The organism is Bradyrhizobium sp. AUGA SZCCT0176, assembly GCF_018130145.1.
Classification (GTDB): Bacteria; Pseudomonadota; Alphaproteobacteria; order Rhizobiales; family Xanthobacteraceae; genus Bradyrhizobium.
The window spans coordinates 421,970-446,155 of sequence record NZ_JAFCMB010000004.1 but is presented as its reverse complement, the minus strand read 5'-3'; the positions used below and the strand labels follow the sequence as shown (position 1 = coordinate 446,155).

Annotated in this window: 28 protein-coding genes and 1 tRNA gene; 13 read left to right on the top strand and 16 right to left on the bottom strand. The window is 63.1% G+C overall.

The features are described 5' to 3' along the window. Positions 1–55: 55 nt before the first annotated feature. Genes JQ600_RS13320 through JQ600_RS13310 form a run of 3 tightly spaced genes read left to right on the top strand, consistent with a single transcriptional unit; the run spans position 56 to position 3,538 of the window. Positions 56–997 carry an ABC transporter permease gene (locus tag JQ600_RS13320; RefSeq protein WP_212265860.1) on the top strand — a complete coding sequence of 314 codons (942 nt, stop codon included), beginning with the start codon at positions 56–58 and terminating at the stop codon, positions 995–997. Then, on the top strand, positions 997–1,920 hold the full coding sequence (locus JQ600_RS13315; RefSeq protein WP_212265859.1) for an ABC transporter permease: 924 nt from the start codon (positions 997–999) through the stop codon (positions 1,918–1,920). Before JQ600_RS13320 ends, JQ600_RS13315 begins: the two co-directional genes overlap by 1 nt. Before the next feature lies 1 nt (position 1,921). After that, a complete protein-coding gene (locus JQ600_RS13310) occupies positions 1,922–3,538 on the top strand; it encodes an ABC transporter ATP-binding protein (protein ID WP_212386878.1) in 1,617 nt (538 codons plus the stop codon). Positions 3,539–3,553: 15 nt separating this feature from the next. Here the strand turns inward: JQ600_RS13310 and JQ600_RS13305 are convergent, their stop codons facing one another. Further along, positions 3,554–4,414, bottom strand: a complete 861-nt coding sequence (locus JQ600_RS13305; RefSeq protein WP_212386876.1) for an alpha/beta fold hydrolase — start codon at positions 4,412–4,414, stop codon at positions 3,554–3,556. Positions 4,415–4,568: 154 nt separating this feature from the next. Between JQ600_RS13305 and JQ600_RS13300 the strand changes: the two genes are divergently transcribed. Then, positions 4,569–5,297: a 1-acyl-sn-glycerol-3-phosphate acyltransferase gene (locus tag JQ600_RS13300; RefSeq protein WP_212386874.1), complete on the top strand. Its 729-nt coding sequence runs from the start codon at positions 4,569–4,571 to the stop codon at positions 5,295–5,297. 121 nt (positions 5,298–5,418) lie between these two features. On the opposite strand, the gene JQ600_RS13295 is transcribed toward JQ600_RS13300, so the two are convergent. Both JQ600_RS13295 and JQ600_RS13290 read right to left on the bottom strand, forming a co-directional pair. Next, on the bottom strand, positions 5,419–5,976 hold the full coding sequence (locus JQ600_RS13295) for a TMEM175 family protein (RefSeq protein WP_212265961.1): 558 nt from the start codon (positions 5,974–5,976) through the stop codon (positions 5,419–5,421). Positions 5,977–6,186: 210 nt separating this feature from the next. Further along, positions 6,187–6,273 (bottom strand) — tRNA-Leu (locus JQ600_RS13290). Positions 6,274–6,445: 172 nt separating this feature from the next. Between JQ600_RS13290 and JQ600_RS13285 the strand changes: the two genes are divergently transcribed. After that, positions 6,446–6,892 carry a twin-arginine translocation pathway signal gene (locus JQ600_RS13285; RefSeq protein WP_212386861.1) on the top strand — a complete coding sequence of 149 codons (447 nt, stop codon included), beginning with the start codon at positions 6,446–6,448 and terminating at the stop codon, positions 6,890–6,892. Between the two features lie 46 nt (positions 6,893–6,938). On the opposite strand, the gene JQ600_RS13280 is transcribed toward JQ600_RS13285, so the two are convergent. Both JQ600_RS13280 and JQ600_RS13275 read right to left on the bottom strand, forming a co-directional pair. Continuing rightward, positions 6,939–8,138, bottom strand: coding sequence for an FAD-dependent monooxygenase (locus JQ600_RS13280; RefSeq protein ID WP_212265854.1), 1,200 nt, complete (start codon positions 8,136–8,138; stop codon positions 6,939–6,941). 10 nt (positions 8,139–8,148) lie between these two features. Beyond that, positions 8,149–8,394: a zinc-finger domain-containing protein gene (locus JQ600_RS13275; protein ID WP_192734038.1), complete on the bottom strand. Its 246-nt coding sequence runs from the start codon at positions 8,392–8,394 to the stop codon at positions 8,149–8,151. A gap of 251 nt (positions 8,395–8,645) precedes the next feature. Between JQ600_RS13275 and JQ600_RS13270 the strand changes: the two genes are divergently transcribed. Both JQ600_RS13270 and JQ600_RS13265 read left to right on the top strand, forming a co-directional pair. Next, positions 8,646–9,794, top strand: coding sequence for a hypothetical protein (locus tag JQ600_RS13270; protein WP_212386859.1), 1,149 nt, complete (start codon positions 8,646–8,648; stop codon positions 9,792–9,794). 117 nt (positions 9,795–9,911) lie between these two features. Continuing rightward, positions 9,912–10,664 carry an alpha/beta fold hydrolase gene (locus tag JQ600_RS13265; RefSeq protein ID WP_212386857.1) on the top strand — a complete coding sequence of 251 codons (753 nt, stop codon included), beginning with the start codon at positions 9,912–9,914 and terminating at the stop codon, positions 10,662–10,664. Here the strand turns inward: JQ600_RS13265 and JQ600_RS13260 are convergent. Continuing rightward, positions 10,650–12,077 carry a hypothetical protein gene (locus JQ600_RS13260; RefSeq protein ID WP_409410656.1) on the bottom strand — a complete coding sequence of 476 codons (1,428 nt, stop codon included), beginning with the start codon at positions 12,075–12,077 and terminating at the stop codon, positions 10,650–10,652. The genes JQ600_RS13265 and JQ600_RS13260 overlap by 15 nt on opposite strands. A 189-nt stretch (positions 12,078–12,266) precedes the next feature. Between JQ600_RS13260 and cysE the strand changes: the two genes are divergently transcribed. Then, positions 12,267–13,094 carry a serine O-acetyltransferase gene (gene cysE, locus JQ600_RS13255; RefSeq protein WP_212265851.1) on the top strand — a complete coding sequence of 276 codons (828 nt, stop codon included), beginning with the start codon at positions 12,267–12,269 and terminating at the stop codon, positions 13,092–13,094. A gap of 109 nt (positions 13,095–13,203) precedes the next feature. Beyond that, entirely contained in the window at positions 13,204–13,422 is a 219-nt protein-coding gene (locus tag JQ600_RS13250; protein ID WP_192734033.1) for a DUF3126 family protein, read from the top strand. 22 nt (positions 13,423–13,444) lie between these two features. On the opposite strand, the gene JQ600_RS13245 is transcribed toward JQ600_RS13250, so the two are convergent. Next, the gene (locus tag JQ600_RS13245; protein ID WP_212386855.1) at positions 13,445–14,158 is read right to left on the bottom strand and encodes a hypothetical protein; all 714 of its coding nucleotides are present in this window, start codon (positions 14,156–14,158) and stop codon (positions 13,445–13,447) included. 222 nt (positions 14,159–14,380) lie between these two features. Here JQ600_RS13245 and JQ600_RS13240 point away from each other — a divergent pair, with 222 nt between their 5' ends. Next, entirely contained in the window at positions 14,381–14,710 is a 330-nt protein-coding gene (locus tag JQ600_RS13240) for a DUF6949 family protein (RefSeq protein ID WP_212386853.1), read from the top strand. A 104-nt stretch (positions 14,711–14,814) separates the two neighbouring features. After that, positions 14,815–15,345, top strand: a complete 531-nt coding sequence (locus tag JQ600_RS13235; RefSeq protein ID WP_211996227.1) for a gamma carbonic anhydrase family protein — start codon at positions 14,815–14,817, stop codon at positions 15,343–15,345. An 8-nt stretch (positions 15,346–15,353) separates the two neighbouring features. Here the strand turns inward: JQ600_RS13235 and JQ600_RS13230 are convergent, their stop codons facing one another. Together JQ600_RS13230 and JQ600_RS13225 are read right to left on the bottom strand one after the other, a co-directional pair. Beyond that, complete coding sequence (locus JQ600_RS13230) at positions 15,354–15,521, bottom strand: hypothetical protein (protein WP_212265848.1); 168 nt, start codon at positions 15,519–15,521, stop codon at positions 15,354–15,356. Continuing rightward, positions 15,518–15,754, bottom strand: coding sequence for a hypothetical protein (locus tag JQ600_RS13225; protein WP_212265959.1), 237 nt, complete (start codon positions 15,752–15,754; stop codon positions 15,518–15,520). The genes JQ600_RS13230 and JQ600_RS13225 overlap by 4 nt, the downstream gene beginning before the upstream one ends. A 114-nt stretch (positions 15,755–15,868) precedes the next feature. Here JQ600_RS13225 and JQ600_RS36840 point away from each other — a divergent pair, with 114 nt between their 5' ends. Next, on the top strand, positions 15,869–16,351 hold the full coding sequence (locus tag JQ600_RS36840) for a hypothetical protein (protein WP_249135856.1): 483 nt from the start codon (positions 15,869–15,871) through the stop codon (positions 16,349–16,351). Positions 16,352–16,485: 134 nt separating this feature from the next. Continuing rightward, on the top strand, positions 16,486–16,998 hold the full coding sequence (locus JQ600_RS13215; RefSeq protein ID WP_212386851.1) for a hypothetical protein: 513 nt from the start codon (positions 16,486–16,488) through the stop codon (positions 16,996–16,998). A gap of 318 nt (positions 16,999–17,316) precedes the next feature. Here the strand turns inward: JQ600_RS13215 and JQ600_RS13210 are convergent, their stop codons facing one another. The 7 genes from JQ600_RS13210 to JQ600_RS13180 all read right to left on the bottom strand — a co-directional run bounded on the left by JQ600_RS13210 (position 17,317) and on the right by JQ600_RS13180 (position 24,180). Further along, positions 17,317–18,129, bottom strand: coding sequence for a dienelactone hydrolase family protein (locus tag JQ600_RS13210; RefSeq protein WP_212387294.1), 813 nt, complete (start codon positions 18,127–18,129; stop codon positions 17,317–17,319). A gap of 674 nt (positions 18,130–18,803) precedes the next feature. Continuing rightward, positions 18,804–19,322 carry a hypothetical protein gene (locus tag JQ600_RS13205; RefSeq protein ID WP_212386850.1) on the bottom strand — a complete coding sequence of 173 codons (519 nt, stop codon included), beginning with the start codon at positions 19,320–19,322 and terminating at the stop codon, positions 18,804–18,806. Between the two features lie 168 nt (positions 19,323–19,490). Beyond that, positions 19,491–20,387 (bottom strand): alpha/beta hydrolase, encoded by an 897-nt coding sequence (locus tag JQ600_RS13200; RefSeq protein ID WP_212386847.1) that lies wholly within the window; start codon positions 20,385–20,387, stop codon positions 19,491–19,493. Positions 20,388–20,589: 202 nt separating this feature from the next. Then, complete coding sequence (locus JQ600_RS13195; RefSeq protein ID WP_212489942.1) at positions 20,590–21,210, bottom strand: hypothetical protein; 621 nt, start codon at positions 21,208–21,210, stop codon at positions 20,590–20,592. Between the two features lie 135 nt (positions 21,211–21,345). Next, positions 21,346–21,975, bottom strand: coding sequence for a transglutaminase-like cysteine peptidase (locus JQ600_RS13190; RefSeq protein WP_212265841.1), 630 nt, complete (start codon positions 21,973–21,975; stop codon positions 21,346–21,348). Positions 21,976–22,305: 330 nt separating this feature from the next. After that, positions 22,306–22,920 (bottom strand): PilZ domain-containing protein, encoded by a 615-nt coding sequence (locus JQ600_RS13185; RefSeq protein ID WP_212204845.1) that lies wholly within the window; start codon positions 22,918–22,920, stop codon positions 22,306–22,308. A 96-nt stretch (positions 22,921–23,016) separates the two neighbouring features. Further along, positions 23,017–24,180: a CynX/NimT family MFS transporter gene (locus JQ600_RS13180; protein ID WP_212386843.1), complete on the bottom strand. Its 1,164-nt coding sequence runs from the start codon at positions 24,178–24,180 to the stop codon at positions 23,017–23,019. Positions 24,181–24,186: the final 6 nt, after the last annotated feature.

The window sequence follows — 24,186 nt, the reverse complement described above, 5'->3', positions numbered from 1 at the left end:
GATGTGAAGGAAGCGGGCGGCTTACCGCCGCCCGCTTGGTTTCGGGGATCGACCTATGTATGGCTACTTCTTCCGGCGATTGCTCGGCACGATCCCCGTGATGCTGGTGGTTGCGGTCTTCATCTTCCTGATGCTGCGTCTGACCCCGTCCGACCCGGCGGCCGTCATCGCCGGCGACAATGCCACCACCGAACAGGTGGCGCAGATCCGCAGCCAGCTCGGCCTCGACCGGCCGATGATCGAGCAGTTCGTGATCTGGTCGGGTCGAGTGCTGACGGGTAATTTCGGCGAAAGCTTCTTCTTCAAGAAGACCGTGGCCTCGCTGATTGCCGAACGCATCGAGCCGACTTTGTCGCTCGCCTTGTTCACGATTCTGATTGCGGTGTTTGTCGCTGTTCCGCTCGGCGTGCTGGCCGCGCACCGGCACGGTTCGTGGATCGACCGCATCGTCATGGGCTTTTCGGTGCTCGGCTTTTCCGTGCCCGTGTTCGTGATCGGCTACCTCCTGATCTATTTGTTCGCGGTCTATTTGAACTGGCTGCCGGTGCAGGGCTATCAGCGAATCTCGGAGGGGATCGGCGGCTGGGTGCAGCGGCTGATCCTGCCGTCGGTGACCTTGTCGGTGATCTATATCGCGCTGATCGCGCGCATGACGCGCACCAGCGTGCTGGAAGTGCTGTCGGAAGACTATATCCGCACCGCGCGGGCCAAGGGACAATCCGAGCGAAAGGTGCTGTTCCGTCATGCGCTGCGCAATGCCGCCGTTCCGATCGTCACGGTGATCGGACTTGGCGTGGCGCTCCTGATCGGCGGCGTCGTCGTTACCGAGAGCGTGTTCACGATCCCCGGCCTTGGCAGGCTCACGGTGGATGCGGTGCTGGCGCGCGACTACCCGACGATTCAGGCCGTGATCCTGCTGTTCTCATTCGTCTACGTCATGATCAACCTGTCGGTCGACATGATCTACACCGTTCTCGATCCCAGGATTCGCTACTGATGGCCGACGCGACGATCCTCGAACCCGTGCTGCCGGCGAGCCCGGTCAAGCCCGCCGCGTATCGCAAATTGCTGCGCAACCCGGGCGTGGTGTTCGGCGCTGCCGTCATCACGATCGTATTGCTGATGGGGCTGCTCGCGCCCTGGCTCGGAACCATCGATCCGACGGCGATCAGCCCGATTGCGCGCAACAAGGTGCCCGGCACGGAAATCACGATGCGGACGGACACCGGCGAACGCATCAAGATGATCACCAAGTTCGGCACAGACAGCTTGGGACGTGATGTCTACAGTCGCGTGGTCTATGGCGCGCGCGTCTCGCTCTTTGTCGGCATCACGGTGGCGCTGATCAGCGTCGCCTGTGGCCTGTTCATCGGTCTGCTCGCCGGCTTCTTCCGCATGCTCGACGCCGTCATCATGCGGATCATGGACGGGTTGATGGCCATTCCGGCCATCCTGCTTGCGATCGCCATGGTGTCGCTGTTCCGTTCCAGCGTGTGGACGGTGATCATCGCCATCACGGTTCCGCAGATTCCGGGCGTGGTCCGGCTCGTGCGCTCCATCGTGCTCAGCGTGCGCGAGGAGCCCTATGTCGAGGCGGCGGTGACGCTCGGCACCTCTACCCCGAAACTGCTGTGGCGGCACGTGTTGCCCAACACGATCGCGCCCATGATCGTGCAGGGCACGTTCATTTGCGCGTCGGCCATTCTGATCGAGGCCATCCTGTCGTTCCTCGGCATCGGCGTGCCACCGGAGGTGCCGACCTGGGGCAACATCATGGCCGAGGGCCGTCAGGTCTTCAGCCTGTATCCGCACAATATCATCTATCCCGGGGTGTGCCTTGCGCTCACGATCCTTGCCGTCAACACTCTCGGCGACGGCTTGCGCGATACGCTCGATCCCAAGATGGCGAAGCGGGTGTGATGTGAGCAATACCGTACTCGAAGTCTCCGATCTTTCCGTCTCCATCAGGGGAGGCGACCGGACGCACGCCGTGCAGGGTATCAACCTCACCGTCGGTACCGACGAGATCGTCTGCGTGGTCGGCGAATCCGGTTCCGGCAAGTCGGTGACGGCGCAGGCCGTGATGGGCCTGTTGCCGAAAGCTGCGATGCGGGTCGAGTCCGGCTCGATCCGGCTGCAGGGCGATGAACTGCTCACAAAATCCGATTCCGAGCTGCGCGCGATCCGCGGCACCCGCATGGCCATGGTGTTCCAGGAGCCGATGACGGCGCTCAATCCGGTCGAGCGGGTCGGCGACCAGATCCGTGAAGTGCTGGAGATCCACACCAGGCTCGACCAGAAGGAGCAGCGCGCGCGTGTGCTCGAAATCATGCGCGCGGTGCATCTGCCTGATCCCGAACAGATGATCGACGCCTATCCGCACCAGCTGTCCGGCGGCCAACGCCAGCGGATCATGATCGCGGCTGCGCTGGTGCTCGACCCCGCTCTGCTGATTGCCGACGAGCCGACCACGGCGCTCGACGTCACCACGCAGGCTCAGATCCTCAAGCTCGTACGGGAAATGCAGGGGCGCACGAAAACCGGCGTACTGTTCATCACCCACGATTTCGGCGTCGTTTCCGAGATCGCTGATCGTGTCGTGGTGATGCAGATGGGCCGGATCGTGGAGCAGGGTCCCTGTGAGGAAGTGCTGCGGGCCCCGCGCGAGGACTATACCAGGATGCTGTTGCGCGCGGTGCCGAGCATGACGCCGCCGAAGCGATCTCCGGTGACCGGTCCGGTGGTCCTGCAGACCGAGAATCTCTTCAAGACTTATGGCAAGCGATCGCTGTTCCAGCCGAAAGCGCGCGTCGTGGCCGCGGTCAAGGACGTCTCGCTGACGATCCGTCGCGGTGAAACGCTCGGCATTGTCGGCGAGTCCGGCTCAGGCAAGTCGACAGTGGCGCGTTGCGTCGCGCGGCTGGTCGACACCTCCGGCGGCGGCATCAAGATCGACGGCATCGATATCGCGGCAATGCGGGAGGCGAAGTTTCGTCCGATGCGCCGGCGCGTTCAGTTCATCTTCCAGGATCCATATCGATCGCTCAATCCGCGCCGCACGGTCGGTGAGGCGATCATCGAGGGGCCGATGAATTTTGGCGTCAGCCGCAAGGAGGCGCTGCAGCGTGCGCGCGACCTGATGGCGATCGTGCACCTGCCTCCGGCCGCGATCGATCGCTTCCCGCACCAGTTCTCCGGCGGCCAGCGCCAAAGGATCTGCATTGCGCGGGCGCTGGCGATGGAGCCTGAATTGCTGATTGGCGACGAGCCGGTGTCGGCGCTCGACGTCTCCGTGCAGGATCAGGTGCTGAAGCTCCTGGACGAGGTGCGTCGAAAGTTTAATCTGGCGGTGCTGTTCATCACCCACGATTTGCGGGTCGCAGCCCAGGTCTGTGACCGGATCGCGGTCATGCAGCGCGGGGTAATTGTCGAACAGGGCACCACGGCGGAGGTCTTCGCCGCGCCCCAGCACGAATATACCAGGGCATTGTTCGACGCCGCGCCTGGCCGGCATCAGGAATTCGCCGCCAGCGCTTGATGGCGCGGGACCGGATCAATCCGGGTGCGCCGCGATATGCGCCAGCAATAACTCGCTGACCCGTTCCGGCGCCTGATCGGCCGCGAAATGCCCGACGCCGGGCAGGACTTCGAATTGATAGGGCGCGGCGACGAAATCGCGGGTGCCTTCGGCGGCGACACGGCCGACGGTGTCGTCGGCGTCGCCCCAGACGTAGAGCGTGGGTACACGGATCGGACCGAGCGGCCCGCGGACCGCGCCGCGCGCGCGGTACCAGGCCAGCGCCGCTTCCATCGCGTCCTTGTTGCCGAGCACGGCCAGATGCCGTTCGATCGCATCGGCGGGAACGCCGTTGGCAATGAGCCGATCGCGCAGCCATTTGGCGTCGTCGGCGAGCACCACATCGGCGGCGTCAGGTTCGAGGAACGCCTTGTGGTGTCGCGAGCGACTAGCCTGTTCGCCGTCGGCCATGTGCAGCGCGCGATTGAACGCGTTCGGATGGGGCCGCGAAAGGATGGTGAGCGAGGCCAGCCGCTCGTGGCAACGGTCGGCCAATCCCCAGGCGATGCTGCCGCCCCAGTCATGGCCGACCAGATGAAAGCGCGCCTCGCCATAGCCCGAGGCCGCGGCGATGGCCAGCGCGTCGTCGATCAGGCGGTCGATCAGGTAGTGCGAGAACTCGCGGGGGTTAGGCCGCGCCCCCGGAGAGTAACCGCGCTGGCTTGGCGCAATCGCGCGGTAGCCCATATCGCCGAGCGCCGTAACCTGGGCGCGCCAGCAATGCATCGATTCGGCAAAGCCGTGCAGCAGCAACACCAGCGGCGCGCCTGCCTCGCCCGCGACGAGGGCGTCGAAGGTGAGGCGCGGGGAGATGGTGATCTGTTCCAGGGCGGACACGCGGCAATCCTAGATAGACAATGCCGGCCGGTCCACGGCGAAACGGATTTTCTTTGGGGCAGGCGGTCGTTTGGGGCGGCCCGGAATTATGCAAGGGCCGAAAAGTACTGTATTTGGGGCCCGTCAATCGCGGAAGCCTCAAGGGATATTATCGTTGCATTATCTGAGATCGGTCGCATTCGATACGTTGGTGTTGCTGTGGACGCTGGTGCTGTCGCCGGCGATACCCCTGTTGTGGGTTTTCGATGCGAGCAGCGCAAAGGTTCGCGCGGTGTCCCAATTGTGGTCGCACGGCATCGTGCTTCTTCTGAAATACGTGGTGGGGCTGGATTACAGGGAGCAAGGCCGCGACAACATTCCAATTGGCCCATGCATCATCGCCTGCAATCACCAATCGCTGTGGGAGACGGTTGCGCTCTGCGTGATTTTTCCCGATGCCAGCATCGTCGCCAAGAAAGAATTGCTCAATATCCCGGTCGTCGGCTGGTTCCTTCACCGCTATCCGATGATCCTGGTCGACCGGTCAGCCGGCCGGCAGGCGCTCAAGCAGATGATCGCGGAAGCGAGGGCGGCGATCGGCGAAGGCCGCAAGGTCCTGATATTTCCGCAAGGCACGCGCCAGGCGGTCGACGAGCCCATGACATTCCATGCGGCCGGCATCGCCGCGCTGTACACCAATCTCGATATTCCGGTGTTGCCGACGGCGCATAATTCCGGATTGTTCTGGGGCAAGAAGACGCTGATGATTCACAGCGGCAACATTTCGCTGTCCTATATGCCGCCGATTCCGCCGGGTTTAGATCGGAAAGAGTTTCAGGCGAAGGTCGAGCGGGCGATTGCGGACGAGGCGGGCAGATTGCTCAAGGCAACCGGTGCCAACTAGAGCGTTTTCGGGGCGCGGCGAGACAAGTGAATATTCCTCGCGATGATTGCGACACCGGGCGGCCGCGCGACCCAGCGAATATTCAAGAGAACAACGGCAGCTGCGAACGAAAAGAAGCAAGCTAGCTCGCGCGTCGTCCCGTCAGCCAGCCTGCGATCGGCGAGAAAAAGGCCAGGCACCAGATAAACTGCGCCACCTTCGGGGAGAATGTGGCGATGGCAGTTCCGATCACGAACACCAGGATCGGAAATAACACCGTCACCCGTAATGGCATGTCGCGGCGGCCCCTGAGGGCGATAACCCACAGCAGCCCGTTCAGCGTGGCGATCGTGGCGAGATGAATCCCGTAGATCACGGCGACCACGCCGTCGAGCCGATAACTGCCATACAGACCGTTCGTCACCGGCAGGATGATGATCGACAGCAGAAACAGCAGATTGAGAAATACCACGCCGCGGCTGGCTTCCGGCGCAACGGCGAGCCGCCGGTGATGGCTGAACCAGAACAGGCCGGCGACCACGAAGCTGATCGTCAGCGCGATGACCGGTTGCGCGTAGACGCGAACGAGGTCGATCCAGGCCGGTGCGCTCGCGAAACTGGCGGCCTTCGGCAGGTCGTAAGCGAGCAGCGTCATCGCAACGCCGAAGATCGTGTTGCTCAGCATCTCCAGCCGGCGCATTTCGAAAAGACTAGTCTGCTGCAAAGTTGAATCCCCCGCCACGCTTCGTCCCGACGGTCCGGCATGGCTTGCCAAGCCGTCATTCGGCAAAGCGTCCCCTTTGCCTCACCAGTCCGCCTTCGCTTTCGCTGCGCTCAAGCTACGCCGGACACGCTTCGCCCTTACGGCCTAAGCGTGACTGCGCCACGCGTAGCCCGTCAGGGCGAAGCGTGGTGCGGGCGGTGGGACTCGAACCCACACGACGTTGCCATCGAGGGATTTTAAGTCCCTTGCGTCTACCAATTCCGCCACGTCCGCTTTAGTCAGAAGATCAGGTACTTAGCGCGTTTGCCGGCGAAGGGGAAATGGGATAATCCGCCCCCGAAACCGCGCCTTTCCTTAAGGGAACGCGGGGCCGGACGCAAAGCCTCAATGCGGACATCTGGTCCTGCTTTAGGCAATCTCAACGTTGTTGGCTTATGAAGGTCCGATGTCCGAATCCACGTCCCATCGCCGGCGAATTTCGCGTGCCGCAGGCGTGTTGGCGCTGCTCGCGGTCGGGGCAGGGCTCTCCAGCTGTGCCAGCGTGGGCGACAACATGTCGACGGCGTTCGCCGATCCCGCCAAATACGACCTCTACGAATGCAAGCAACTCGAGACGGAACGCGTCAGGATTGCTGCGCGCAAGGCGGAACTGAACGGCCTGATGGCGAAGGCTGAAACCGGCGTCGGCGGGTCAGTGGTGGCGGAGCTCGCCTATCGCAACGAACTCATTGCGACCCAGGGACAATCGAAATTCGCCGAGGAGGCCTGGCGGCGCAACAAATGCCAAGAGTCGCCGCAGTCGCCGCCGGAATCCAAACCTGCCGCGAGCGCGGCGGCGACGCCGCCTGCGCCGTCTGCAGGCGTCAGGGGATCCCGTCCATCGTCGCGGTGACGCGTCCTGCGGAAGTCCTCCCGCGCCACGCGCTCGCGTCGGATGTTCACGCCCGCCAGTCGTAAATCCAGTCCTGTCGCGCCAGCATTCGCCTTGGACCGAGCGACTTGATGGCGAGATCGCGCGCGAGCGCCAACGGTCCGGTCAGATGATAGATTTGTCCCGACCGCCGGGCGGCGCGCTGAACCCTTAACACACGGGCGCGCCGCAGCCGTCCGTAGCGCTTCAAGGCCGCCGGGATGCCGGCGGTGTTGTCGCCGGCGCATTCGCTCAAGGCTTTCGCCAGTACCGCGGCGTCCTCGATCGCCATTCCCGCGCCTTGCGCGGCGAACGGCAGCATGGCATGCGCGGCATCGCCGAGCAGCGCGATCGCGCCGTCACTCCATCCGCCAATATCGGGCACCGTGAACAGCGCCCATCGCCGCCATTCATCAACGGCGCCGATCAGCATTCGCGCGGTCGCCGGCCATTGCTGCGAGAACGCCGCCTTGATTTCGTTAGCCTCGCCCGGTGCGCTCCAGCCCGGCCTGTTCCACGTCCCCGGCACGATGGCGACGACATTGATGCGCCGCCCGCCCGAGATCGGATAGGCGACGAGATGCGCTCTTGGTCCCATCCAGAGTTGCACCCGGGGCGAAGTATATTCGCGCGGCAACGCCGTCGCATCGAGCGTGCCGCGCCAGGCGATCAGACCGGAGAATTGCGGCTGGACCTCCGGGAACAAATGATGCCGGACCGCCGACCAGATGCCGTCGGCGCCAATCAGCGCCACCGCCAGCTCCTGTTGCCGCGCATTGCCGCGGCGCCCCACGACCGTCAGTCCCTTGGCGTGCGCGGTGACGTCCTCGAACTGGCAGCCAAGCCGCAATTCGATGTCGGGACTGTGGTCGACCTGGGCCTGCAGCGCCGCCTGCAGATCGGCGCGATGCACCACCCAATAGGGTGCGCCGGCGCGAAAATTCGCGGCCTCACCAAGCGGCAGGCGGGCGATCTCGCCGCCGCCCCGGGCACTCATGATGTTGATGGATTGGGGCGTCACGGCGCTTGCTGCGAGCCGCGGCTGCAGACCGAGTTCAACCAGGATGCGGCTGGCGTTGGGCGAAAGCTGCAGGCCGGCGCCGGCTTCCTCCAGCCGCTCGGCCTTTTCCAGAACGACGACGCGAAAGCCTTGCTTTGCGAGCGCCAGCGCCGCGGTCAGTCCTCCGATCCCGGCACCAGCGACAACGATGGTGCGCGTAACCGCCACGGCGGACCTGTCAGGCGACTTTGTCTTTCAGCACGCATTCCGGGGGGCGCGCTTCGCCGGCTTTGAGATCGGCGGCAAACCGGTACAGCGTCGAACAATAGGGGCAGATGATCTCGTTGTCGTTGCCGAGGTCCAGGAAGACATGCGGATGGTCGAACGGCGGATTGGCGCCCACGCACATGAATTCCTGCGAGCCGATCTCGATTACCGAGACGCCGGCGTCGTTGTGAAAGTGCGGGACGACATGATCGGACATCTTGTTTCACCTTGGATAGCAATGACGGACGGACGCAACCAACGCGATGCGGCGGCCCGAAATGCCGCGCACCATACTGACGGGTTCCGTTGATTCCTAGAGCCCAGATTCTTGAAGGTCGCCGCCGCACATTTGCTCATGCAAATTCGACACAATCTTGTCGTCCCAGAGAAGCCCTTCTTTCGTCGGGGACGTTGTGTCGCAAATGCGGCACATTATGTTGAGGGCAGTGAAAACCCAGGTTTTGCAGGATGAAGCGGGCAGGGCTCAGTTTGGCGGTGGCGGGCATGGCGGCAACTATCGCCGTGGGTGCGGCGCTTTGGCCACACGCGCGCGACGCTTTTGCGATCCTGGCAGCGCAGGACGAAGCGTCCGAATTGGCCGATCTGAGGATCAATTCTGTCCTGCGGAACAACCCGGCGCTGGTTGCAGAAAATATCGAGGCCGCGCTGGCGGCAGGCGATGCCGATCTTGCCGGCAGCTTTACCGAACTTGCGCGCGACAAGAACATCGCCATTAGCGAAGAGCTGTCGACGCGCGTGAACGACGCCGTCACGGACGCGAACTCAAGCTCGCATTTTGCCAAACGTTTCGCGGTCGGTCTCGTCACCGGCAACGCCGAGGATGTCGCGAGCCTGTCGGGCACGGTGGCCGGCGATCTCTTCGTGTTCGGCGATATCCGCGACGTGGTGCGCGAGAGCAAGCATCTGGCGATGGGCGAGGATACCGATCATCTGGTGCTGGGACTTGCGACGGTGGGCCTGGCGGTGACGGCGGCGACCTATGTGTCGGTCGGTGGCGCGCTACCGGTGCGTGCCGGGCTGACCATGGTCAAGGATGCCCGCAAGGTCGGGCGCCTGGGCGAGGGGCTGATGCTGTGGGCCGGCCGCTCGGCGCGCGAGGTCGTCGATGGGCCGATGCTGCAGAAGGCCGTCGCCTCCGGCTCGGTGCTGCGGCCCGGCGCAACCGTCAACGCGATCAAGGCGGCGTTCCGCGCCGAGAAGGCCGGTGCGCTGGTTCGGCTGGCCAAGGACGTCGGCCGCATCGGAGAGAAGGCCGGTACGCGCGGTGCGCTCGACACACTGCGCATCGCCGAGGGCCCGAAGGATATCGCGCGCGCCGCCCGGCTCGCGGAATCCAAGGGTGGCCAGACCCGGGCGATCCTGAAACTGCTCGGCCGCGGCGCCCTGCTGCTGGCGGCCGGCGCATTCAATCTGTCGCTGTGGGTATTCAGTGCACTGCTGGCGCTGTTCGGCTTCTTGTCGTCGATCAAGGCGATCACCGAGCGCGCCACCATGGCGTATCTGCGCCGCAAGAAGGCGAGGCGGCAGCGTGAGCAAACGGCGGCTGCGGCGTTGCTTCCCGGCCCGGCTCTGGCGGGCGCCGCCACCTGCGGCTAGTTTTGTCTTGACGCGTTTTCTTCACGCGAACCGGTGTCCACTTCGCTTGAAAACGCTATAACCTTGCGATCGTTTTTCGATCGCGCATTTTGAACTCCCCAAAAAATGGAACTAGCGATGCCGAGTTTTCACAACGGCGATATCGAAATTGCCTATCTCGACGAAGGCGAGGGCGATCCGATCGTTCTCGTACACGGCTTTGCCTCGAGCAAGAACGTGAACTGGGTCTATCCGACCTGGGTGTCCGAACTGAAGAAAGCTGGGCGCCGCGTGATCGCGCTCGACAATCGCGGGCATGGCGATTCCGGCAAGCTTTACGACGCCGCGAGTTACGAGATCGCGATCATGGCCGGCGACGTCATCGCGCTGCTGGATCATTTGGGAATCGAGCGGGCCGACGTGATGGGCTATTCACTGGGATCGCGGATGACGGCGGTGATGGCGCTGGGCCAGCCGCAGCGGCTGCGCTCGGCCATCCTGGGCGGCATCGGGATCGGGATGATCACGGGCGGTGGCCCCGGCGAAAACGTAGCCCTCGCACTCGAGGCGCCGTCGCTGGAAGACGTCACCGATCCGGTCGGGCGGACGTTTCGCGCTTTTGCCGACCAGACCCGTTCCGACCGCCGCGCGCTGGCGGCCTGCCTGCGCGGCTCGCGGCGCCTGATGACGCGGGATGAAGCCGCCGCTATCCATGTGCCCGTGCTGATCGCGGTCGGCACGTCAGACGAAATCGCAGGCTCGGCGCAGGCGCTGGGCGAAATCATTCCGGACGCCGAGGTGCTGGATATTCCGAACCGCGATCACATGCGCGCGGTCGGCGACAAGGTCTACAAGGCCGGCGTCATCGATTTCCTGTCACGGCGAGGCTGAGTGTTCGCTCGGGTCCTCGCCGAAAAATTGCCGCGCCGCTGCGATCAGCACCACGAAGGTCGCGACCCACGCCATGCGCGCGCCATAGCGGTCATGCGGGCCTGATATCACGGCGCAGATGAAGGCGTTGCCGAGCACGGCCAATGTAACGGTTCCCGCGAGGAGCGTGAGATCATCGAACGGCCGCCGCCACAGGCCGCGAGCGAACACGATTACGGCCAGCAGCATCGAGACAAGTGCCACCGGAACGTGGAGACGGTTGATGGCGGCGAAGTCGAGCCGCCAGCGCTGCTGGTTCGCCGCGCGCATCGCCTTGACCTGCGTTGGGATATAACGCTCGATGATTCCGTAGGTGTGGCCGATCCATTCATTGGTGCCTTCGCCGGTCGCGACATGGACCAGTTGCCGCGCGGTTCCGGCGATCGCCGCCTCGAGCTGCCGTGCCGGATATTCGGCCAGCGAACGCAGCACGATGAAGCTCATTTCGTCGCCCAGGCCCTTGAAGCGGCCAAGCGTGTTGAACATGCTGTTGCCCCACAGAAATTGATCGGCCGTTGCAGGCAACTGGTCGCGATAGGGACAGAGCTTCAACTTTTGCTGCGGGCAATGCTCCTTCAGGTAACGCGCGACGATGCCGTCCTGCAGCATGCGTCCGAAGGCGACGCCGTAGCCGCCGGGCGTCCACGCCACTTTCCCAGACAGTGCGAAATTCGCCGCCAGCAGCATCGCCGCGCCGGCGACGAGGGTGAGGCTGCCCTGCATCAGTCCGGAAACTGCAATCCGTCCGCGCGAAAACGGACGCACGATCCACCCCACACAACACAGCCCGAGCAGCACTGCCAGCGTGGCGCTGTGCGAAGCCGCGGCGAACGCCGTCAGGACGAACAGCGAACATTTTTCGATTGTCGAGGTCCGCTCGCCCAGCGCGACCAGGATGAATAGCGACAGCACCGACAGGCCGGCGTAGAGGTCGGTCAGAAGCGTACTCGCGAGCCACGGCAGCGCGGTGGCCAGGGCCAGCACCAGGCTCATTGCGAGCAGCCGCAAGGGTTGGGCGATTTCGAATGCGCGCAGCGTCAGCTGCAGGATCCACAGCGTTGCCAGCGCCTGGATTCCGAGATTGATCCAGAACGCGGAGTCTTCGCCGAAATGCAGATAGAGGCCGAACACCGTGGAGCGGCTTGGCACGAGGTAGCCTTCATACCAGCGTGCCAGATAGCCGCCGGTATCCCATTGGAGCAGCGGATAGCCGTTCCACAGGGCAGGGGCGAGCAACATCAGGGGGATGGCGATGGCGGCGATCCAGACCAGCCGTGAGTCGGCGGTCCGCGCGCGCAAAATCTGCGTGTTGATGTGGTTTCCCCCCCCAATTTCGGCCAGCTTGCCCGGAATGGCCGGGGGGCCGAAATTCACCAATAGTCGGACCTTACCCGGCTTGATTTCCTGAAATCGCCAACCACCTTGAACTGACCCTGACCGATCCTGGGGCGTTCGGCGGGGGGTTACTCTGCCGGCGCCCGCCCCGGGACAGCCATCCGTCCGCCGTGCTATAAGGCCGGGCGAAACAAGCCGAGAAACCCGAGAGAAACCCGAGAGAAACCCATGGCAGTGCATCAGGTCAGTCCGCAGGGTTCGAAGCTGACCGCGCTCGATCCGATCTGGGATCGCGTGCGGAACGAGGCGGAAGACATCGTTCGCCGCGAGCCGGAACTGGCGTCCTTCATCTACTCGACCGTGCTGCATCACGAGCGGCTGGAAGATGCGGTGATCCACCGCCTGGCCGAGCGGCTTGATCATTCGGCGCTGTCGGGTGATCTGATCCGCCAGACCTATGACGAGGCGCTGCGCGACGAACCCGATCTCGGCAATGCGTTCCGCGCCGATCTGGTCGCGGTCTATGACCGCGATCCTGCGACGTCGCGCTTCATCGATCCCTTGCTTTACTTCAAGGGCTTCCACGCCCTGCAGACCCATCGGCTGGCGCACTGGCTGTACAAGCGAGGGCGGAAGGATTTCGCCTACTATCTGCAGAGCCGGGCGTCCGCGGTGTTCCAGACCGACATCAACCCGGCGGCGACCATCGGCCGCGGAATCTTCCTCGATCATGCGACCGGTTTCGTCTGCGGTGAGACGGCTGTCATCGAGGACGACGTTTCGATCCTGCACGGTGTCACGCTCGGCGGCACCGGCAAGGAGAACGAGGATCGCCATCCCAAGATTCGCCACGGCGTGCTGATCGGGGCGGGCGCGAAAATTCTCGGCAATATCGAGATCGGTCACTGCGCGCGCATCGCCGCAGGCTCGGTGGTGGTCAAGCCGGTGCCGCATAACGTCACCGTGGCGGGTGTTCCGGCCAAGATCGTTGGCGAAGCCGGCTGCGCCGAGCCATCGCGCACCATGGACCAGATGCTCAACGCGATCGGGATCTGATTTTCAAGGACTTTCTGACCTGTCAAACTCGTGAAGATACGGCTGGCGGTCTGCGCCGTCTCGGCCTAATACTCCCCGGAAACCGCATAATATCCGATTGGAGACCGCCGTGGACGTTCAGGAAGTCAGGAAGCTCGACGCCTATCTCAAGCGCGTATTCGGCAACCAGAAAATTCGCGTGGTGCCGCGCCCGAAAAAGGATGATTCCGCCGAGGTCTATATCGGTGAGGAGTTCATCGGCGTCCTGTTCGTCGACGACGAAGACGACGATCGTTCCTTCCAGTTCCAGATGGCGATCCTCGAGGAAGACCTGGTCGATCAGGGCTGAGGCGTAACGCGCGTCCGCGCCGCTATTTTTGCGGCCCGTGCAATTGCGCTGTCAAACGGTTCATCGCATTGGCGACGTCGCGCCATTGCGATAGCCAGCTCCGCGGAAATCTGAATGTCAGGTCGGCGCCGTCGACGCGGCGCTCGCTCAGGCACATTCCGGGCGTCACCCCGTCGCGCGTGCAGCGCGCGTTGAGGCCTGGCGCGCCGGCGGTGAACAAATCCTCGTTGGCATAGGGCGAGCCGTCGCGAAACGCGCGCATCGCCAGTCCGTCGTCGATCGGCGTTGCGGCCTGCTCCAGATAGCGCGGATAGATGGTGCGGACCCGGACGTCGGGCGCCAGTGTGTCGTGGTGCGCCGAGATCGACAGGAAGATCCGGTCGATCGGCTGCACCTTTTCTTCGACCGTATCGGCGCTCATGTGCCGGGGCAACTCGGGCGCTTCGAGCGAAGGGAATGTGAAGTTGAGATCGACGCGTTCCTGTGGACCGGAATGGCGCTGGATTTTCCTGCGGATCGCCGACGTCGGCACGTTAAAGAGGGTACCGCCCACGCTGACCGGTAATCGCGACGGCGCGTTGGCTGCACCATTGCCCCAGGTCGGCCACAGGAGATAGGCCACGAGCCCGATTGCGCCGGCGGTGATGGTCGCCGCCACCACGATCAGGACCATGTGCGAGCGCGGGTCTTTTCGCGTGTCGCGGGCGATGTGCTGGGCCGTCGAAAGCAATGTCATGAAAGAAGTATCGGTCGAGTTCGAGGCGGAGGCCGAATCACCCGGCGAATATGCCACGGGCGGCGGGATTTCCGTATGATCTCACCGGCATCGGGCAAGCGCGAGCCATGCGCAAACGGGGCTGCGGCCGCCCGCTGTTAACCTTTCCTTAAGGATGCTGTGGCGGCGGGTCCCCGATTTTGCGAAAGCAGGGCGCGGTTTGCTCTGTAGCGGATGTGTTCCATGTCGCCCGATGCGTTGAATTCCCTGTTTTCCCTTTGCATCGGTTTTGCGCTCGCCGGCGCGTTGACCTGCGGCTACCAGGCCATGGCGGCGCGGCCCGCCGGTTTCGGGCTACTCGGGGATGGCGTGGCGCCGAAGACGTTCGCCGCGGTTCCGTTCCTGGTTTTTGCTGCCCCCTTCATCATCATGCGCAATACGCTGCGCGGCGCCAGGATCGAGCGCCGCCGCTTCGAATTCGTGATGATGGCGACCGTGCTCGCCGGTTTCTGGAGCCTGATGTCCGGCACGTTCTTCCTGATGACGCTGCGGGCCGCAGGCCTGGTCGCTTAGAGCCTGTTCGCCTAAAGCCTGCTCGCCTGAGGCGTATCCGGCCGCTTGCTTGATCATGCGCTGGCGGCTGTGCCAAGGTCTCCACAAACGGAGACCTGATCATCATGGCGATCTACGAACTTGACGGGCAGGGGCCCGATCTTCCCGCGGACGGAAACTATTTCATCGCCGATACCGCCACCGTCATCGGCAAGGTGCGTCTGAAGAATGGGGCCAGCGTGTGGTTCGGCGCGGTGCTCCGCGGCGACAATGAGTGGATCGAGATCGGCGAAGGCTCCAACGTGCAGGACAATTCGACCTGCCACACCGACCCCGGCTTTCCGCTGACGATCGGGAAAAACTGCACCGTCGGCCACAACGTCATCCTGCACGGCTGCACGCTCGAGGATGGCGCGCTGGTCGGGATGGGCTCGATCGTGATGAACGGCGCGAAGATCGGCCGTGGCAGCGTCGTCGGCGCGGGATCCGTTATCACCGAGGGCAAGGAATTTCCCGAGCATTCCCTGATCATCGGATCGCCCGCGCGCGTGATCCGCACGCTTTCGCCCGAGCAGGCGACGGCGATGGGACGTGCGGCGAAGTCCTACGCCATCAACGGGCCGCGCTTCAAAAAAGGTTTGAAGAAGATCGGCTGAACACAGCGTCAGGTATCTTCGGATTCGTTGACCTCTGCCGCGCTGGCAACCTGTTCGTGCCCGGCTGCCCAGAGTGCGTGCTGTTCGCTGCCGTCCTGATATGGATTTGCTTCAGCCGGAATGTTCGCGCGCGCGGCGCGCTGACCCTGCTCGAACGGATCGGGCTCGGTCGTCACGATGTTGCCTTCCGGGCCTTTGACTTCTTCTGTTTTGCAATTTTTTCTGTTTTGGCGCTGGAAAGTTTTGCGCTCTTGCGAAGTGCGTCCTTGAGATCGATCGGGATGCCGTGCTTCTTCAAAACGTCAGCAAAGGCTTCATCGGCCAGTTCCTGAATCGTCGCCATCCGGTCGCGTCCAAGCTGGGTCAGCTTGTCGAACGTGTCGTCGTCGAAAGCGATCAGTTTGCGCAAGCGTCCTCGGCTCCGGCAACGTGGCGGATACGCTTGCATAATGGTCCGCGGCCGAAATCGTTCCGGCCGGAACAAGCCTGTTTCGCCGTCGTTGAACCAGGAAAGGAGTTCTCGATGACCAAACCAACCGCATTTGCAGCAATGATCGCGCTCACCATCCTGACGGTGCCGGCCATTTCGTTCGCGCAAAGCGCAGGCGGCGGCAGCGGAAGTGCTGGCGGCACAAGTGCTGGCGGCGCCGCAAGCGGCTCGACATCAGGAAGCAGCAGCTCGGTGGGTACGCCCAATGCGGGATCGGCGGGCGCCGGCCCGACTTCCATCAATGGCGTGCCACCCGGCCCGGCAAACGCGGCCGGTCTGAACAATTCGGGCAACGATCCGAGCGGCAACGCGGCCAGGCTTCCCGCTGCGCCCGGCACCAACAGCGCCGGCACCGCCCAATCGTCGGGCCCGGCCGTGAACACCGGGGCCGGGGTTACGACCGGTGCTGCGGGCACAGGGGCGACGGCGCAACCGCAAGCGGATGTCGATGCCGCCATCCAACAGGAAAACAGGACCATCGACCGCAAGGTGAAGAGCATCTGCCGGGGCTGCTAGAACGTTGCACGTTGCCAGTCGCGCAGAAGTGAGAAAACAGGCAGCGCGATTGCTGAGAACCCGTCCTAGATTTGTGGTGGGAAGCAGAATGTTTTCCACTCGCTTGCGGCGAGTCCTTAGCAGGAGAATGTGTGATGTTACGCAAAACGATGATCGCCTTGGTCGCGGCCGCATCGCTCGCCATGCTGGTGCCGGACACAGCTTCGGCCCGCGGCGGCTTCGGCGGCGGAGGGTTTCGCGGCGGTGGCGGCTTCCATGGCGGTGGTTTCCACGGCGGCGGCTTCCGGGGCGGCGGGATTGGCATCGGCGGCGGAGGCTTTCGCGCCGCAGCGATCGGCGGTGGTTTCCGTGCGGCGGCGCTTCCCGTAGCGGCTGGATTTCGCGGCGGCAACTTTGCCGGTTATCGCGGCGGGTACCATCACGGCTTCCGTCATCGTGGATTTCCCCTTGCCGCTGCAGCCGTCGTCGGCGCCGGCCTCGGCTACGGGCTCTACGGACCGTACGGCTATTACAGCGGCTATGATGACGGTTACCCGTATTACGCCAATTACGGCTACGATTACGGCGATGGCGGCTGCTACGTCGTTCAGCAGCGCGTGCTGACCCCCTATGGCTGGCGCCTCCAGCCGGTTCAGGTTTGCAACTAATCCCGGCCTGGCGGGTTATCGGGATTATTTCGGCGGCCCCGGTGTTTAATCACCGAGGCCGCGTTTGGTTTGCTGGTACGTCGCTTGCATCACATCAGGGATGCTGAACATGCTCACAGTCCCGGCTTTGACGTTCGTGCTCCTGGGTATCGTTGTCAGTCTGGGAGCGGCCGTCGTCTGGATACTCTGGGAAATCGAGCAGACGGTATCCAGGCCGCATCGCAACAGCGATCGCGTCGGATAGGCCGTCCCTTGAAATAGCGCGCAGCCGTTGGCTGCGCGCCATTTTTCACGCCTGTGGTTTGCCCGTAGCTATTTTTAGCTCAGCACGCCGTATTTCTTGAACCAGGCCTGCATCTGCGCCCACGCATCGTCGGCCGCTTCCTTGCGATAGCTGGCACGATAGTCGGCGTGGAAGCCATGCGGGGCGCCCGGATAGATCTTGAACTCGGCGGTCTTCTTGTTCGCCGCCAGGGCGGCTTTCAGGGCTTCCACGGCGGCGACGGGAATGCCGCTATCGGCTTCACCATAGAGGCCCAGCACCGGCGCCTTCATCTCGGGCGCGAGCTGCGTCGGGCTCTTCGGCCAGAGCGGGTTCGGCGGATCGACCGGCGGGCCGTAAAACGCGGCGCCTGCCTTCAGCGTGGGATTATGGGCGGCATATTCCCAAACCGTCCGCCCGCCGCGGCAGAACCCGATGATGCCGAGCCGCGAAGTATCGCCGCCCTGCGACTTCGCCCACGCCACCGTGCTGTCGAGGTCGGACAGCAATTCGGCGTCCGGTTTCGAATTCACGATCGGCAGCAGTTGGGGGATGTCGGTGACCTTGGTGAGATCGGTGCCCTTGCGGAAATAATAATCCGGCGCCACCGCAAACACGCCGAGCTTGGCGAGGCGCCGCGTCACGTCCTTGATGTATTCATGCAGCCCGAAAATCTCCATCGCTACCAGCACGACCGGCGGATTGGCGGCGCCTTCGGGACGGGCGAAATAGCCGGGCATCTCACCGTCGGTCACCTTGATCCGGGCATCGCCGGCGTTAAGGCCGTTGGTGTCGGTCTTGATAACGTCGGCCCGCACCGGCCCGGCGGCCAGCGTATAGCCGGCCGTGACGGCGGCCGTCGCGGTCATGAAGCTGCGGCGGGAAAACGGCGCGATTTTCGTCAGTCCGATGACATCGGCGGTCGGCAGGGGTTCGGCGCTCATTGGGGAGGCTCCTTGCATGGCGTCTTCCGGCGCAAGGGGTTTCCCCCGCATAGCGATCAAGTTTACGCAGATTGCGTAGACTTATCTGCGCCGAAAACGCATCAAAAACAAACGAGTAGAGTGCGGTCCTCATGTATCAGGATCGCACGGGCTCAAGAGAGCCGCATTCAGCAAACAATGCCGGCCAAAGGCAAATCACCTGCCTGCGAGTTAAATCTGATCGGGATTTCGGAAGCGCCGGGGCGAGGGATGAATGGGGGCCAAAAAACAAGGCCGTCGACGCAATATACCGTCAACGACCTTGCCAGCCCCGGATATTGAAATCGGCTCACGCCATCCGGTGAACTGCAGCATGCAGGAGATTCCCGCGGCCATATGTGAAGCAGTTCACACTCGGAACACAAAATTGGCAGGAAGGCGGATTTTTGGTGGCATCTGGTGGAGAGCTGCCGCCGGCCTGCAGCCGGGCACGGCGGACTGGGCTGAACGCGTCACGATCAGCCGCGCAAAGGGTACTGATCGTTCGGGGATATCACCAAGGCGCTCAGTCCGTTCCTCTGGCTTTGAGGGACGGTCCCGGACCGCGTCCGGGGCGGGCGTCAGCCGTTCGACCTGCCGCGCTTGAGTTTGGCGCTCTTGCTGGCGCGCGGCTTTGCCGCGTTGGATTTCCTGACCGACCGTTTGCGGGCAGAGGGCGGGGCGGCCGGTTCGGCCGCCTGCGCGCTCGCGAACGATTGCCGCAAGCCGTCGATCGATTCGGTCAGGGTGCCGACCTGTTCGGAGAGCTTTCTGGTATCGGCCTGCTGCGCGGCGAGCAGGCGGCGCACCGTCAGTAATTGATCCTGGACCACTTGGAGCTGATCGATCGATTCCTGCTGGGTGGCTTCGATGCCCTTGGTTTTCTCGACCAGCTGTTCGGACGCCTGCGCGGTACGCGCCTGCAATTGCCTGACCGCGACGACGCGGTCGGTTTCGGGCGCGGTGCCGGTATAGGCCCGCCACAGCGTGATTGAACCTATTCCCAACACGACAATGACGAGGGCCGCAGCGCCGATTGCGATCGGCTGGCCACTGATGCGCGCAAGCGCACTGGTATTCCGGGGGGTGGGTTCGATCATGAGACTCTAAATCCGGACGTAATTTCAATGCCCTCGATTACCACAGGCTTGGCTGCGCCGAAACCAGGGATTCACCCAGTCGAGGCGGGATTCCGGGTAAAACATCAATAATCCCGGGCTTTTGCGCTGCAGAATGGCCTTGGGCGGCCTGCGCGGCCTGCACACGCTCTACGGCGGTCTTTGCAGATGCGCGCGGACAAATTGCCCCGCCTTCGCCAATGCGCGGCGGCCATCTTCCAATCTCGCATTCCAGACCGGCCACGCATGGATCATGTGCGGCCAGATTTCGAGGCTCACCTCGACGTTATCAGATCCGGCGGCGGCCGCCAGCCGTGTGGCGTCCGCCAGCAGCGTTTCGGCCGAGCCGACCTGGATCAGGAGCGGCGGAAAGCCGGCGAGATCCGCAAATAATGGCGAGATCAGCGGATCCCTGCGATCGATCGGCGACGGCGCATAGGCGTCCGCGAGTTCGGCGAGATAGGCCCGGTGGATCAGCGGGTCCGTCGCATCCTTGGTGTCGAGCGTGGTGCCCGACATCGTCAGGTCGGTCCAGGGCGAGACCAGCCAGGCGCAGCCGGGCAGCTGCTCGCCTTCCGCACGCAACCGGCCGATCAGCCCGAGCGCGAGATTACCGCCGGCACTGTCGCCGCCGACGGCGATGTTTGCTGCCGGTATGCCTTGCTTGCGCAGGAAGCGCCACGCCGTCAGCGCGTCCTCGTGGGCGGCCGGGTAGGGGTGCTCCGGCGCGCGGCGGTAATCGATCGCGAGCGAGCGCGACTGCGCCGCGCGGCCGGCTTCCGTCACCATCCGGCGATGGCTCTGGATCGAACCGGAGCAATAACCGCCGCCGTGGAAATAGAGCAGCACGCGCGACGGGTCGCTGCCTGGCGCGAGCGACCACTCGCCGGGGACGCCATCGCAATCGACGGCGTCACATTTCACATCGGATGCGACCGGCCAAGTCGATCCGACTTCGTCGAGCCGCTGGCGCCGCTCCGACCATCCGACCGGTCGCGGTTTCGAGCCCAGCAATTCACGGATGGCGTCGATCTCAGTGTCGGCCAAGGTCGGTTCTCCCGCTTGGAGACACCATGATCTCACAGATTGCTGGCCAACTCCAAAAAAGTTGCGGCCAGCCAACCGTATGGCGGCTCGCCGCCTTACGGTTGGCTAAACCTACCGCGAACAATAAACGGTATCGGGCGGAAAGCCGAATCCCGTGCGCTACTCCAGATTGCTATTTTCTGTTACTTGCAGTCGAGAGGCGCTAAATCGGTAAAGCGCCTGCCTTCGTTATCGTCGATTTGGAATTATCGAAGATAATGATGTAGCGCTCGATGCTCTCTTTAATGCGAGTTGAATCGGGAGCTTCCGAGATTGCCTTGTTAGCATCAATCAGGTCTTTAATCATGTCGCCTACCTGAGGCGACGTGCCCACGTAAGATCGGTATTGAGCCTGAAATGCTCCGTAAGCGGCGTCCAGTTCAATTACTGAAGTCGGTAGAAGAGTCGGCTTCGCTAACGTTGCGATGATCTTGAATTTCTCCTGTACACAATCTCTCCAGACGGCAATATCCTGGGTCGTCTGGCGGTCCAATCCCGAAAGCCGCCCGCTGAGAGACTTTGCGTGTTCTTCGAGAAGCGGCTGATATTTTCGCGCGGCGGCTCGTAATTTGGCGAATTTTATTTCTTCAGTTACCGCCACGGCGGCCGCACTTATGAGAACGGCAATTTCGGAGAGTGCAGCAGTTTCAGTGCTATACTTGCCGAGGCTCTTCGCGATAGCTGCGGCATTATTGATGTCGAGTTGGACATCGCCGTATTGTTTTATGATTTTGTCGAAAGCCTTGGAATATCCACAAACTAAAGTTGAGTTGGGAGATAACATGGAAGCTCGATGTTTTCGGCACCCACAAAAAAGTTGCGGCCAGCCTTTGGGGGAAGGCTGGCCGCGCGCGAACCGGTCTGGGACGGGGAGGGGTGGGGATGTGACCGGGTCGCGGGTTCGTAAATTCCTTTGTCGTTAGCGATCGCGAGAACTGGCGGTGGCGACCGCGGGGCGGTTATCACCGAGCGACACCCACAGATTCGGGTCGCTCTGCGACTGACGCTTGACGAAGCGGTAGCCAGTCTCCGTCCAGGCGAGGACGTTTTCGTTCTGGTTGTCGAGCACGAATTCGCCCTTGTCGGTTTTGACCGTGAGCACCGCGTGGCCTTCGCCCTTCTTGTCGCGCACCACCGTGATCAGCAGCGCCTCGCGCGGCCAGCCGGCGTCGATCAGCATCTTGCGCTTCAACAGCACGTAGTCCTCGCAGTCGCCGTAGCCGTCTGTCGGCAACGACCATTTCTCGATCACACCCCAATGATCCATGTCGGTGATCGGCTTGATGGTCTCGTTGACCCACTTGTTGACTCTCAGCAAATCTCGCCATGCCGTCTGCGACAGCACGATGTCCCGCGGCTGTGATGCGCCGCCGCGGCAGTCGCCGGGATTCTCGGCGCAGAATTCAACCCAGCCGATCGGCGAACGCGTGGTATCGCCAAGGCTGGCATAGAGCGCGTCACCGGCTTTCGCCTGATAACTCGTAGAGACGCTCATCCCCAGCAGGATGGCGGCAACCGCCAATCCCTTCCCCTGTCCCCTGAACAACATTGTGGCCCCCGTTTCTTGTTGGGACCATGTTTCGCACAAAGGATTTGCGCCGCCGCTAAGTCAGCCAAGTACATTTGACGCGAATACAAGTAAAAGACGCGGCGAATTCGATCTATACTTGAATAAAATTCGCCTAAAATTTGAAACAACTGCAATTGATTCAAATTGTACGCATTAACGCGCCAGGCGCTGCCGCAGCGGCACTTGCGGTTGCAAAAGCGCCCGGCGTTAACCTGCTCTGGCCGGCGTCAGAGCGCACAAAGGCGGTATCCGGCAACGCGGATACCGCCTTTTGAAGTCGGGAAATCGAGGATTGGGGCGGCTGGCGCTTTACCGCGCGCTAACCGCGTCTTCGAGCGTCTCGGCAATTTGCTCGTGGACGAACTCGAGCGCGAAGCCTTCTTCGAGATTTCGCACCACCCGGGACTGGACCTTGCCCAGCATGACAAGCGATTTCAGCGGCGGGCGGTTTTCCGCGGCAATCGCCGCACCCGACGCCGAGAGGTCGATGATCCGGCAGGTCATCTTACTGCCGTCCTCGAGCGTGAGCAGCGCGATCGGGTTGCGCGGCACGATACGGTCGTGGCGGCGGTCTTCCGGAAGATTGAGGATATCGCGGTTGGCGAGCCAGGTGAGCTGGGCGGCGAGCTTGTCGCGTTTGCGCGCGGTCGCGCCCACGGTCATGGCAAAACCATTGTCGATGATGCGGGTGATCTTGCCCTCAACCCGGCCGATATGGTCGAGATAGGCGATCACGCGGTCGCCGACATTGCCGATGCCGGGCGCCAGCAGGGCCAATCCACCCGGCGACATATTGATGATCTGGCAGGGAAATTCACGCCGGTCCGGCAGCATATAGCGGCCGAGCAGGTGGACTTTCACGCGCTGGAAGCGCCGTCGCTCCTGAGCGACCGGGACAGTGGATTTTTTTTGCGCAAACGACATTCTTCGCCACCCGACGTCCGGTCCTTCGGCGTCAGGAAGACCCTAAGGCCGACAGGGTTAATGATGTGTTATCGCCGGTTGCATCAAGTATGTGCATCAAGCTGTGTGTGTCCGTGCCGCCGCAATCCGGTTGAACGTCCACAGCAGCGGCGGGCACAGCAAAACCATCGCCGCACCGAAGTCGAATGCGGTGGCAGCGGTCCCCGTCCATTTGGCGAGGCTGCCGCCGACAAACGGCCCCAGCATCATCGCCGCATAATAGACCGTGTAGAACAGGCCCATGCCGATCGCGCGGGTGGAAGGCTGCAGCACCTGCGGGGGCAGGCTCATGATCGGCCCCGACGGCAGCGCGCAGACGAGGCCGAGCGCGACGACTGCCAGCAGCACGGCGCCGGAGCGTGGCAGCATCAGCATCAGCAGCGCGAACACGATGCACCCGCCGACAAGAACAGTCTGCGGGCGCTTGGTTCGATCCGCCAGAAATCCGCCTGCCGGGCCCGCGAGCGCCGCCAGCCACAGCACGATGCTGATGGTCGATCCTGCTGACGCGATCGACCAGCCGCGTTCGACCAGCAACAACGGTCCAAAGCTGAAGATCATCGCAAAGCCGATATTGTAGATGCCCCAGAGCAGCCCCGCGACGATCACCGCGATCGTTACGTTGCGGTCGAGACGTGCGGGAGCGCCGGAGACCGCAGCCGCATTCGGCGGCGATCGATAGCCCGCGGCAAGAAGAACGATCCCCCATCCGATCAAGGCTGCGACCGCGAAATAGACCGCGCTCACGCCCCAGGCGGTGCCGATCGCGGGCAGGGTCAACAACGAAAGCGCAATGCCGGCCGGCCATGAATTGATGAAGATCGCCATCGCCGTTGCGATCTCGCGACCGGCGAACCAGTCAGCGACCATCTTGGTCATCTGGACGTTGAGCAGCACGCCGCCGGCGCCCGCGATCAGCCGTCCCGCCATCTGCACGGTCCAGGAATCCGACAGCGCCATCGCAAGGCCGCCGATCAGCATCAGCGTGAGCGCGGCGAGCACGGTGGTCTTGTCGCCGAACCTTTGCCCGATTGCGCCGCCCGGCAACGCAATCGCCACGCCCGGCGTGAAGTAAAGACCGATCAGCAATCCGATATCGGCAAGGCTGACGCCGAAATTGCTGCCGAGCAACGGCGCGACCGCGGCCACGCTCTGAAACTGGAAGGCCATCGTGAGGCGAACCACGAACAGGATCGCAAGAATGCCCCAGCGATTGCGCAATGCCGC